Here is a 12,103-nt window from a genome sequence, read left to right as displayed (position 1 = left end):
TTTTCTGGGATTACTACAAAACCGTAACGGCGTAAACTTGGGAACCGCCTAGTACGGGACCGTAGGCTAGGTGGTGTGAGAGGTCGGTAGGTGAATTAATCACCTACCTCCTACTCGATTATTATTTTTATTAAATTATCTCTCTGATAAAGGTACATATTCTGTAATGTCTGCCACATTTTTATATGCAGGTCTTATGATCTTTCCTGCAACCATGATCTCTTCGATCAGGTGCGCACACCAGCCCGCAATCCTTGCTATTGCAAATATGGGAGTATAAAGTTCAACTGGAATATTAAGCATCTTGTAAACAAATCCTGAGTAAAAGTCAACATTTGCACACAGGACTTTATCTGATTTTTTCATATCGCAGAAAGCACGAGGAGCTAATTTTTCCACCAATTTATACAGGTTATATTCCTCCTGCATTCCCTTTTCTTCAGCCAGTTCAGAGGCCTTTGCCTTCAACAGGATTGCTCTTGGATCGGTAAGAGTATAAACCGCATGGCCGATTCCATAAATCAGCCCTGAACGGTCAAAGGCTTCTTTGCTCAAGATTTTCTTGAGATAATATAAAACTTCTTCCTCATCTTTCCAGTCCTTTACATGATCTTTTATATCTTCCATCATGCCCATTACTTTAAGGTTTGCGCCGCCATGCTTCGAACCCTTTAATGAACCTATTGCGGCTGCTATTGCCGAATAAGTGTCTGTTCCCGTTGAAGCTACAACGTGAGTAACAAATGTGGAATTGTTTCCGCCACCATGTTCAGCATGCAAAACAAGGGCAAGATCCAATATCTCAGCTTCTGATCTGGTAAACTTACCATCCGGTCTTATAAGATGAAGAAGATTTTCAGCAGTATCATAATTATATATAGGATTATGAATATGCAAGCTGTTTCCCAGATAATAATGGGAATATGCCTGATAGCCATATGCAGCCATTACCGGAAATTTGGCTATGAGCTCTATACATTGTCTTAGTATGTTTTCTATACTTGAATCTTCTGGATTATCATCATATGAGTATGATACCAGGACACTTCTTGCCAGTTTATTCATAATATTCCTGCTGGGAGCTTTCAAAATCATATCTCTTGTAAATCCTGCAGGAAGTGTTCTGTTCACTCTTAACAGTTCTTTGAACTCTCTCAGTTGGTCCCTACTGGGAAGTTCGCCGAAAAGCAGCAAATAACAGCATTCTTCAAATCCAAACCTTTTTTCTTTCTGAAAACCTAAAACAAAATCATTTACATTAATTCCTCTGTAGAAAAGAATACCTTCAACAGGTACTTTTACGCCATTTTCCCAAACATAGGCGTGAACATCCCCAATCTTCGTCAGGCCAACCAGGACACCTGTATTGTCGGCATTCCTCAAACCTCTTTTTACATTATATTTATTATATAACTCCATATCAAACTGATTATTCTTTTCTGCCATCCTGCTGTATTTTTCAATTATACCCTTTTCATTCAATTGCTTCTTGCGCATTTCGATTTCCTGCATTTCCAGTTCATGAGCATTTATCTGGTTCATACTTTCACCTCGATCTTACAAAATTCTTCTCAATCTTACTGAATTCTTTCTGAAATATTATTCATTTCCCTCTTCTTTTTTTTGCTTTAGCAAATTCAAGCTTGCATTTTTTACATGCTTAATTGTAAGCTTTTCTGCACTTTCTGCATCTCCGCTTTTAATAGCTTCAAAGATTGCCCTGTGTTCTTCCAGGGCTTTCAAGGCTCTACCAGGAGTATTAAATGAAGTACTTCGAGCCCTTTTAAGGTAGTTATGGTATGTGCTTAAAGTTTTCATAAGAGGCCTGCTTTTGCTAGCTTTATAAATAATGTCATGTAGCCTGGAATCCAGTCTCATCAGATTGTTTATATCATTTTTCATTGTATAGAATTCCTCAAGCTGTATAGCCTCTTCCATTTCGTCCAATTCCTTCTGGGTAATCTTCTCTGTCGCCCATCTTGCAGCTAATCCTTCAATCAACATTCGTATTGTATAAATATCTTCAATATCCTGTGAAGATAAACCTTTAACAACCACCCCTTTATTAGGAAAATATTCAACCAAGCCCTCCAGTTCAAGCTTTCTTAAAGCTTCCCGGATAGGAGTCCTGCTGACTCCCAGTTCTTTAGACAATTTGGTTTCAACAAGGTCATCTCCCGGCTTATACCGTCCACTTAATATATCATCCTCAATTTTTGTAAATACCCACTCTCTCAGCGAATTAATATTGTCAGCTGATTTATATTTTGATTCATACATATCATTTTCCATGCAAGTTTCCCCCTTAAATAGGCACTCTTTTCATTTCTTTTTCATCAGAAGGTTGCTGCTAAAGCATCAGCGAGCCCGCTTCGCTCGGGGATTCAGTGGGAGTCTTGCAATCTCCCACTGAACAAGTTTATTGTAATAATTTGCAACAATTAAGCTCCAACTTATACAAGTGAGAGACTTCTTGATGCTTGGTTATAGATTCTGATTTCTAGTATAATTCAGCAATCCTCCCTCAAGGATGATTTCAATCTGCCTTCTGGATAAATTAACTTGCACAACTATTTCACTGTTTTTTGTAATATTAGTAATTACCAGTTTGTTTCCGGCTTTTATCTGCTCTCTCGCATTTTTAATTATAAGATGATCATCTTGAGAAATATTTTCGTAATCCTTTTCATTTACGAAAGTCATAGGAAGTATTCCAGAATTAATAAGGTTTGCCATATGAATTCTGGCAAATGATTTTGCAATAACACCCTTAACACCAAGCTGCAAGGGTACCAGTGCCGCATGTTCCCTGCTGGATCCCTGGCCATAATTAGAACCGCCTATGATAAATCCTCCGTTCTTCTCCTTTGCTCTTTTGGGAAAATCCGGATCACAGGGAGTAAAACAAAACTCTGCAAGGTAAGGAACATTAGAACGGTACGGCAGCAACTTGGCATTTGAAGGCATAATATGGTCCGTGGTTATATTATCCCCTACTTTAATCAGTACATCTCCCTCTATTACATCCTGTAGTTTTTTACCTCTGGGGAATGGCTTAATATTTGGACCTCTTACAATTTCAACGCTTTCACCATTCTCTGCAGGAGGCACTATAAGGTTATCATTAATTTCAAATTCTTCAGGAATATCTATAGATGGATATTCACCTAAATCTTCAGGGTTAGTTATAACCCCGGTGAGAGCACTGGCTGCAGCAACTTCAGGACTAACAAGATACACTTTAGCAGAGGCTGTACCACTCCTGCCTTCAAAATTCCTGTTAAAAGTCCTCAAGGAAACTCCATTGGATTTTGGAGCCTGCCCCATGCCTATACAAGGTCCACATGCGCATTCCAGTATTCTGGCTCCTGCGGCCACCATATCTCCCAAGGCACCATTCCTGGCAAGCATGGTAAGAACCTGTTTTGAACCAGGTGAAATAACCAGGCTTACTTCAGGATTTATTGTTTTACCCTTCAGTATCGCAGCCACCTTCATCATGTCTGTATAGGAAGAGTTTGTACAGCTTCCTATAGCTACCTGGTCAACCTTTAATCCTGCCAATTCACTAACTTTGACTACATTATCCGGACTATGAGGTTTAGCAATAAGAGGCTCAATTTTTCCAAGGTCTATTTCAATTACTTCATCATAATGAGCATCATCATCAGGCAATAATTCCACCCAATCCTTCTCTCTTCCCTGAGCTTTCAGGAATTTATATGTTACCTCGTCACTTGGGAAAATGGATGTAGTTGCGCCCAGTTCAGCACCCATATTGGTTATAGTTGCTCTCTCGGGAACTGACAGCTTTGCTATTCCAGGTCCATAGTACTCGATGATTTTTCCAACTCCGCCTTTAACACTCATAATTCTTAGAATCTCAAGAATTACATCCTTAGCTGTAACCCAGGGTTTCAATTCACCTACTAAATTTATCCTGCAAACCTTCGGCATGGTTAAGTAATAGGGTCCTCCGCCCATAGCCACTGCCACGTCCAGACCTCCTGCACCAATTGCCAGCATTCCTAAACCTCCGCAAGTGGGGGTATGACTGTCAGAACCTAAAAGTGTCATACCAGGTACACCGAACCTTTCAAGATGAACCTGGTGGCAAATACCGTTGCCTGGTTTAGAAAAATAAATACCATACTTTGAAGCCACACTCTGAATGTATTTGTGGTCATCAGCATTCTCGAATCCTGTCTGTAGTGTATTATGATCTATATAGGCTACTGATTTTTTGGTTTTGACTCTTGGTATTCCAATTGCCTCAAACTGAAGATATGCCATAGTTCCTGTTGAATCCTGGGTAAGTGTCTGGTCTATTCTTATGGCTATTTCCTGTCCTGGGACCATTTCACCACTTACAAGATGTTCTTTAATTATTTTTTCTGCAAGACTATATGGCAATTTAATGACCTCCCTTTACAAAATAGATGATTAGAGTAAATAAAACTGTATTTTTAAATATTTTAAAAAAAAGACACTGATTGTATATTTGTATCATTGTATACAATTATACAATCAGTGTCAATTATTTTCATTTGTAATTTTTTACTTTTTTGATAAACTTTTTGCTATTTTTATTCTGATTGCTTGTTTGTCTTTTTGCCCTTTTTATAACACTTTCCTCTGTCTAACATTGGCATTTTTCCTTCTGATTTAATTTCAGAATTCATCTTGTCAATCTTTTCCTTTATTTGATCAGCAGTATTCTTATCAATTATTTTATATTCACAATATTTATCAATCATCTTTTTGCTTAATTCAGCTATTTGATCCTGCAGCTTGTATATTTCAGCTTTTTGGGCTTCAGTCAAAGCTTCCCATTTCTTGATACGCTCTTGCCTCTCTGCATTAAATTTTTCGATTTTTTGTTTCATTTCGTCAGTAAGCTCTGGCTTTGCAAACTGTTCTTTTTCAGTTACTCTTTCCAAAACAGGTGTTGCAAAAGCAGTTGTAATTAAGGTAAAGACTAATAACAATGTTCCAATAAAAATGGCAATTTTCCTTTTCATAGTTTAAAACCCCTCTTTCATAAAATTATACAAATATTTCAAATCATAAACTGTCACTTACCTTAATCATTTAATACTGCTTTTCCTTACTTATTTCAAATTTACCAATGGAATCACCTCCTCTTATATCTAAAAATAAAATTTTATTTCCATCGCTTCATTTTCAGCAATCTATTATTTTTTAAAATAATAAATAAAAAAACTGTACTGTTATTATCAGCACAGCTTAAGATTTTATTCTTGATGTTGTTAATTACCATGTTATATGATTTTCAAATTCTTTATGGTATAGCAGTCTCAATATTTTCATCATTTGGAAAAATATTAACAAAGTAAAATTTATTTTCCAATTATTAGGTTTAAAACAATTAATTTATATATTTTGACACTCCTGTTTTCTCAAGAATGGATGCCAGTACATATCCCACTACAGCACTTATTCCACCCTGAATAAGGTTTAAGGGTAATTCGGCAACTGCCGCAGTAAGTCCGAAGGTGCTGTCAAACAGTCCTAAAAAATATGCTTCTCCTATAAAATATCCCGATGCCATTGCCACCGCACCTATAATAACAGCAAATACTTTGCGAAACTCTTCCACTTTTTCACAATCTTTATGAAAAGCAATTTTTCCTGCGACATACCCTTCAAGACCTTTAACAATAAAGGTAAGAGGTGCAAATAAATAGTACCCTCCTGCAATATCTGCTATAAGGGAACCTATGGCACCAACCAGCAAACCGCTTTTAGCGCCCAGTAATATTGCAGTTACAAGAATTATTGTATCTCCCAGGTTAAAATATCCCTGAGTTGCAGGTATAGGTATCTTTGTAAAATATGTTGCTAAAAACACCAGGGCAATCATCATGCCGTTTAATACAATTTTATTAGTAGTATTTTTTTTCACCTTGAACACCTCCAATAAGTAAGACTTAATAATGCCAGACTAATTAACATATTAACCTGCTGTTGTGCTTAGTTCGGGTATACGCTTATGAGTTTCGTTATATATTCATATGGGTAAGATATGCATAGCCTTCATCATTTACAGATATTTTTGTTATACCGCAATTATCTACTCTAAAACGAAACATGGCTTCTACTCCAAATCCCAGTAAATGAGCAATAGCAATCATTACTGTACCCAGATGGCCGACAATAAGAAACGTACCCTCATTATATTTTTTTAATAAACTGTCAAAAAATCCGGAGACCCTGTTATAAAACTGGACTGTACTTTCACCTTCTTTAATGCAATAATTTATTTGATCTTTTATCCATTCTGCCGATTCTTCCGGATACTTCTCGCATATTTCTTCATAGGTCATGTCTTCCCATATTCCAAAACTACGTTCCCTTAGATCCCCATCAAGGATAATTTCTTTACAGAAATTTTCATTTATAATCTCTGCTGTTTTTAAAGCTCTCTTTAAAGGACTTGCATATATTTTATCGATTTCCAGGCCTGCCAGCTTTTCCTTGGCTTTATAAGCCTGGGCTATTCCTTCTTCAGTTAACTCATGGTCTGTCCATCCGCTGTTGGTTCCTCTTAAATTCATTTTTGTTTGTCCATGCCTAACCAATATTATGTTTATCACTTTCTGACCCCCCATATGATGTAGCATTAATGTCAACCTGTAGTTTTAAAGTATTCAATAATGCCATTTTTTATAAATTATAAATAATATACCATAAAATTAAAAACAATGCTTGATTCAATTCGCATACTGCCCCTAAAATATCTCCCGTCGTTCCACCGATCTTACGTTCAAAATATTTTACCAAAAAGAACGCAGACAGGGAAGAAAAAACTATCATTAATAACCCATTTAAACCTGCAATAATAAAGGATATAAGCGCGTACAGCGGAAGACCTGAAATAATTTCTCTCTTGCCGCAATAGTCTGTAAAAGGCTTGCCCATTCCTTCACCAGATCTTGCATACTCAGATATGCCTGCGCCGATTAGTGAAGCGATTCTTCCGCCAACAGGCATCAATAACAATGCTTTTATCTCCGTTCCCTGATTTATTATTGAATATATCAAAGCAATATAAAGTATGATAATACTTGTTACTGCTAATAAAGCATTTGTTCCATGACAGCTGTCCCTCATTATCTCAAGAATTTTTTCTTTAGGCCGGTTTGAAAAAACACCGTCAAAAGTATCTCCAAGACCATCTAAGTGCAACCCACCGGTTAGTATAATATATGAAATTATAATTAGCACTGCTGTTAAAAAAGGTGGGAATATTAAAAGAAACCCACGGCAAATTAATGTAAGAATCACACCTATCACAAGTCCAACTAAAGGAGCAAATACAATACCTTTGCCATAGTCCTCAGCATCAGCATCTATTTTAGTTTTTATAGGAATAGTAGTCATGAACTGTAACGTTATTATAAATCTTTTTATCAGCATGAAATTATATCTCCTTTATATTACTTCTCACTGATAATTCTGTATAACTATAATAAAAACTGGAAACAAAATGTTACTTTACTCATTTTATCTTCATAGGAATTCCCGAAACGCAAAAATAAACTTCATCCGCTTCTTTAGCAAGTAATTGATTAACTCTCCCGCCTATGTCTCTAAATGCTCTTCCCAGTTTGCTTGTAGGTACAATGCCCATACCCAGTTCATTTGTGACTAAAATAAATAAAGTTTCTGACTTTTTTGCAATATTCATCAACTTATTTACTTCAACCATAACTCTTGCCTCTGCTTCATCAATTTCTGCAACAGAAATATTCTCCCAATCCATTGCTTTTTCCAGCATTAAATTTGAAACCATAACAGTAATGCAGTCAAGAAGTACCGCATCTTTATTATTTATTTTATCACAGAGAGCCATATCCAGGTCCTTATAAGCTTCAACCGTCTCCCAATTTGCCGGCCTGGTTTCTCTGTGTTTTTTAATTCTTGATTCCATTTCTTCGTCAAAAGGTATGGCTGTAGCTATGTACAAAACCTCCTGGCCTGCTTCTTTCGCGAGCTTTTCACCCAGAGAGCTTTTACCGCTTCTTGCTCCACCCGTGATTAAAATCAGTTTACCCAATTTGTATCTCCTTTCATTCTTAATGTCCTATGCTTGTTGGTCTAAAAAAATCTTCTAACCCTATGAAACAGTTTTCAAACTTAATAATATAAGATTTATTATAATATTTCATGCAGTCTGGCTGAAGTAGTAACAATACTGTTTTTCTTCAATGAATAATAATCTGCTAATGCTTTTCCACCTGTATAATCCCTGCTTTCCGGAGGATCATCTTCGATAATGATTAGATTTTCAGCATTTTTTGCGGCTTCAAGATTTTTAATGTTAAGCATGCCAAAAGGCATATTACAAAGTACTGTAAAATCAGCCTTCTTAATCATTTCCACATTTTCATCAAATGCTTCTTTGCCAATCTCACTAAAAGGTTTACATACCACATAATCTATGCCATATACTTCAGCACACTGTAAATCACTGTCTCCATGGGCAAAAACCCCGCCAGTAATCTTATAGCCTTTTACAAATAAATATCTTATTAGGCCAGAGGCAGAACCCCCTCCCCCTATAACATGAACACGCTTTTTAACTTTATTTCTGGTTAGACCATATATATAAAAATCTAACTGGCCAGTTATTCGGTTTCTGTAAACAAGGGCATTGACTCCATAGGCTTTGGATAAATTTTCCGCTGTCATTACCTCTTCAGGAGTTCCGTCAGCAAGAATTCTTCCATCTTTTAAAAGTACAAGACGTGAACAGTATTTGGCAGCAATATTCAGTTCATGAATAGCTACAATTGCAGTCCTTCCTGAGTCACATAATTCCCTTGTATATCTGAATATTTGCTCCTGATGGTTTATATCCAGACTTGCTGTAGGCTCATCCAAAAGTATAAGATCTGTATCCTGGGTCAACACTTTGGAAAACAAAATTCTTTGCCTCTCTCCACCGGATATATCAGTAATTGGAGAGTGTTCAAATTTAATAGTGTTTGTGTATTCCATATTCCTTTTAGCAATTTCATAATCTTCTTTTGTATCTGGCTCGAACCTTCTTTTATAAGGGTATCTTCCCATGAGTACCACGTCAATGGATGGAAAAGGAAAGGAAATGTTGGTGTTCTGATGCATTATCGATACTTCTCTGGCAATTTCCCGGTCCTTTATATTCTCGATATTTTGATCATTTATTTCTATCTGTCCCTTTTTATATTTATTAATCCTGTTAATACATTTCAATAATGTCGTCTTACCGGCACCATTAGGGCCTATGAACCCTACAAACTCACCTGCATTTATTTTTAGGTTTATATCATGTAATATTTTTTTTTCATTTATTTCATAGCTTAAATCTTTAATATATAAGGCTTGTCTACCCTTTAAAAAGCTTTCTGGCATTTCAGCGCCCCCTCCATATGTCAACTTTCAATTCCTATCCTTGCTTTTATGCCTTTTTCCATGGGATGCTTTATAGCTTTTATCTCAGAAACATAATCTGCCAGTTCTATTAATTCAGCAGGTGCATCTCTTCCGGTTAATACTAGTTCAATATTATTCGGTTTATTTTTTATTAAATCTATAACATCCTGCAATTCAATAAACTTTAATTTTATGGCAGCCATAATTTCATCCATAATGACAAGATCTCTCTTGCATTCCATAACGGAATCTTTTGCGTAATTAAATATATCCTGTTGAATCTTCTTGGCTTTTTCTTTTTCCTCAGGTGTCATATTCCAGATAAATTTCTTTATCTCATCATTCCTATATACCATAAAGTCCGGTTCCAGAAGTTTTAAAGTATTAATTTCACCTGTAACGGTTCCTTTAAGGAATTGAACCAAAAGAACCTTAAGACCTCTTCCATATGCTCTTACTCCCAGGCCTACAGCTGCAGTTGTTTTACCTTTGCCATTTCCTGTATATATGTGTACAAGTCCTGTCATTAAAAGCATCCTTTCTGATATTGATAAAATAAAATACAACGCTCTTATTAGATATATGTTCTTATATGAACGTCTAAAGAATTATTGCTATTAAAATTCTTAATAATAAAATACTTTATCACTAGAGGAATAGAATGGCAATGTTTTTATTAAAAACAACTTCCTCCGATGAACTCCCTCAGTATTGAGTTACTTGGCACATCATGAGGTTCTATTGGCAAGAAATAGCTTAGAAACTCTATAAGCCTCTTTGCCTCAGAATATTCTGGGTATGATCTATCTACTTTAGACAGCAGTTCTTCCGCAAATGTTTTCATAACCCCAAGCTCATATATCAAGAATGAATTAAACATAACATCTGCAGTTTCCTGAAAAGGAAATATATTTTGTTCTTCTCCTCTGCGTACCGAAGGCCATCTCTTAATAGTATTAACAGGACTGCTGTTTCTAAACTGATAATCCCTCACTATTCTCCTGATGTACCTTGTATCAGTTGAGGGAATTCTGTTATGGTCATCAATGTTCATTGATGTCAGGGCACTGATATATATCTTGAACTTCTCTTTTTTCGGAATGTCATAGGTAAGTTTCTCATTTAATCCATGTATTCCTTCTATAATAATGATTTGTTCTTTATCAATTTTAAGTTTTCTGGTTTTGCAAGCCCTGCATCCAGTGTAGAAATCAAAAACAGGCATTTCTACTTCTTCCCCATTGATAAGGGCTCTCAGGTGTTTATTAAACAGCTTGATGTCTATTGCTTCCAATGCTTCATAATCATATTCGCCGTATTCATCCTTGGGTGTATGTTCTCTGTCTACAAAGTAATCATCCAGAGAAATAGTAACAGGTTTAATGCCATTTACTCTTAACTGTATCGAAAGTCTCTGAGCAAAAGTTGTTTTTCCTGAAGAGGAGGGCCCTGCAATTAGTGCGATTTTCTTTTTGTGTTTACTGTTTGCAATCATATCAGCTATCTGAGCAATTTTCTTTTCATGAAGAGCCTCAGAGACATTTATTAAATCTAGGATACCGCCTTCTTTAATGATTCTGTTTAGATTACCAATATTTTCAACGCCTAAAATGCGTCCCCACTTCTTATATTCCTGCAAAGTGGAAAATAGTTTCTTTTCCTCTTTAAATTCCGGGAGGATATATGGATTTGTGATGTGTGGAAAAAGAACTATCATACCTGATTTATAGTAAACCAGGGAAAATTTATTTATATAACCTGTGTGAGGAACCATATACCCGTAAAAATAATCTTCGGTTCCTCCGCAATTATATATTGTGGCATAAGGCTTGGTTCTGTATTCAATTGCTTCTAGCCTGTCATATCTTCCTGTTCTCTTTAATATCTCCTCTGCTTCTTCCACATCAATTTCACGTTTAATAAAGGGTATCTTTTCGTCAACAATCACGTGCATTCTTTTTTCAATTTTTTTAACTTCCTCTTCAGTTAGCTCTGTATCACCTTTAATTTCACAGTATATGCCCTTGCTAAGAGCATGACCTATTATTACCCTTCTTTCAGGATACAGGTCTTTAACTGCTTTTATCATTATGAAGATAAGGCTCCTTCTATATATCCTTAACCCATCTTCTACTGACAAATCAATAAATTCAACTTTGCAATCATTTTCAAGGGTATAGTTTAGCTCTTTAATATCATTATCAACTTTTCCGGCAACTATTGGCAGACTATCCTTACCTCTGAACATCATGCCATACTGTTCACTGAACTCTAACAAAGTTATTCCTTTTGGAACCTTTAAAACATTTCCATTTTTGAGAGTAACTGAAATAAGATTATGTTTTTCATTTTTCTCCATCAATACAACTCCTTATAATAATATCTTAATAATATCTGTAAAATCATAATATTAACAATTACGAATTTTCAACACCAAAAATAATACAATATAAATCATAAACTAATCTTTTATAATCATTAATTATTAGCATTTTAATTATGCATTATAAATAACATTCAGTATTATTTTCAAAAATGTAGTCAAGTCCAAATTAGTGTGTAAATTACCTCGGTTGTTAAACGGTAGTTAATCAGCTAATAACCATAAGCTTTTATGCCGCGAAAGCTGTTGATAATGAGTACAGGGCATGTTAGGCTGGATTGC

The 12,103-nt window shown here is 35.7% G+C and carries 11 protein-coding genes; all 11 read right to left on the bottom strand.

The window, feature by feature from the left end; all coding sequences use genetic code 11:
• Positions 1-135: 135 nt before the first annotated feature.
• Positions 136-1,497, bottom strand: coding sequence for a citrate/2-methylcitrate synthase (locus GXX20_10020; protein HHW31989.1), 1,362 nt, complete (start codon positions 1,495-1,497; stop codon positions 136-138).
• A 102-nt stretch (positions 1,498-1,599) separates the two neighbouring features.
• The gene (locus tag GXX20_10015; GenBank protein ID HHW31988.1) at positions 1,600-2,280 is read right to left on the bottom strand and encodes a GntR family transcriptional regulator; all 681 of its coding nucleotides are present in this window, start codon (positions 2,278-2,280) and stop codon (positions 1,600-1,602) included.
• Between the two features lie 204 nt (positions 2,281-2,484).
• The gene (locus GXX20_10010; GenBank protein ID HHW31987.1) at positions 2,485-4,413 is read right to left on the bottom strand and encodes an aconitate hydratase; all 1,929 of its coding nucleotides are present in this window, start codon (positions 4,411-4,413) and stop codon (positions 2,485-2,487) included.
• Positions 4,414-4,586: 173 nt separating this feature from the next.
• Positions 4,587-5,021, bottom strand: a complete 435-nt coding sequence (locus tag GXX20_10005) for a DUF2680 domain-containing protein (GenBank protein ID HHW31986.1) — start codon at positions 5,019-5,021, stop codon at positions 4,587-4,589.
• Between the two features lie 368 nt (positions 5,022-5,389).
• Positions 5,390-5,887, bottom strand: coding sequence for an ECF transporter S component (locus GXX20_10000; protein ID HHW31985.1), 498 nt, complete (start codon positions 5,885-5,887; stop codon positions 5,390-5,392).
• Positions 5,888-6,023: 136 nt separating this feature from the next.
• Positions 6,024-6,617, bottom strand: coding sequence for an alpha-ribazole phosphatase (cobC, locus tag GXX20_09995; GenBank protein HHW31984.1), 594 nt, complete (start codon positions 6,615-6,617; stop codon positions 6,024-6,026).
• A 70-nt stretch (positions 6,618-6,687) separates the two neighbouring features.
• Entirely contained in the window at positions 6,688-7,440 is a 753-nt protein-coding gene (locus tag GXX20_09990; GenBank protein HHW31983.1) for an adenosylcobinamide-GDP ribazoletransferase, read from the bottom strand.
• Positions 7,441-7,522: 82 nt separating this feature from the next.
• Positions 7,523-8,080 carry a bifunctional adenosylcobinamide kinase/adenosylcobinamide-phosphate guanylyltransferase gene (cobU, locus tag GXX20_09985; GenBank protein HHW31982.1) on the bottom strand — a complete coding sequence of 186 codons (558 nt, stop codon included), beginning with the start codon at positions 8,078-8,080 and terminating at the stop codon, positions 7,523-7,525.
• Between the two features lie 98 nt (positions 8,081-8,178).
• Positions 8,179-9,417, bottom strand: coding sequence for an ABC transporter ATP-binding protein (locus tag GXX20_09980; protein HHW31981.1), 1,239 nt, complete (start codon positions 9,415-9,417; stop codon positions 8,179-8,181).
• A gap of 20 nt (positions 9,418-9,437) precedes the next feature.
• Complete coding sequence (locus GXX20_09975; GenBank protein ID HHW31980.1) at positions 9,438-9,974, bottom strand: cob(I)yrinic acid a,c-diamide adenosyltransferase; 537 nt, start codon at positions 9,972-9,974, stop codon at positions 9,438-9,440.
• A 140-nt stretch (positions 9,975-10,114) separates the two neighbouring features.
• Positions 10,115-11,797, bottom strand: a complete 1,683-nt coding sequence (locus GXX20_09970; protein ID HHW31979.1) for a nucleoside kinase — start codon at positions 11,795-11,797, stop codon at positions 10,115-10,117.
• Positions 11,798-12,103 lie beyond the last annotated feature (306 nt).

The organism is Clostridiaceae bacterium (assembly GCA_012840395.1).
Classification (GTDB): Bacteria; Bacillota; Clostridia; order Acetivibrionales; family DULL01; genus DULL01.
This window is presented reverse-complemented; position numbering and strand designations above follow the sequence as displayed.

What these genes read in the sequence shown, in the direction of transcription:
- GXX20_10020 (HHW31989.1), bottom strand. Translation starts at nt 1,497, where the DNA reads ATGCGCAAGAAGCAATTGAATGAAAAGGGTATAATTGAAAAATACAGC.
- GXX20_10015 (HHW31988.1), bottom strand. Translation starts at nt 2,280, where the DNA reads ATGTATGAATCAAAATATAAATCAGCTGACAATATTAATTCGCTGAGA.
- GXX20_10005 (HHW31986.1), bottom strand. Translation starts at nt 5,021, where the DNA reads ATGAAAAGGAAAATTGCCATTTTTATTGGAACATTGTTATTAGTCTTT.
- GXX20_10000 (HHW31985.1), bottom strand. Translation starts at nt 5,887, where the DNA reads ATGATGATTGCCCTGGTGTTTTTAGCAACATATTTTACAAAGATACCT.
- GXX20_09990 (HHW31983.1), bottom strand. Translation starts at nt 7,440, where the DNA reads ATGCTGATAAAAAGATTTATAATAACGTTACAGTTCATGACTACTATT.
- GXX20_09980 (HHW31981.1), bottom strand. Translation starts at nt 9,417, where the DNA reads ATGCCAGAAAGCTTTTTAAAGGGTAGACAAGCCTTATATATTAAAGAT.
- GXX20_09975 (HHW31980.1), bottom strand. Translation starts at nt 9,974, where the DNA reads ATGCTTTTAATGACAGGACTTGTACACATATATACAGGAAATGGCAAA.
- GXX20_09970 (HHW31979.1), bottom strand. Translation starts at nt 11,797, where the DNA reads ATGGAGAAAAATGAAAAACATAATCTTATTTCAGTTACTCTCAAAAAT.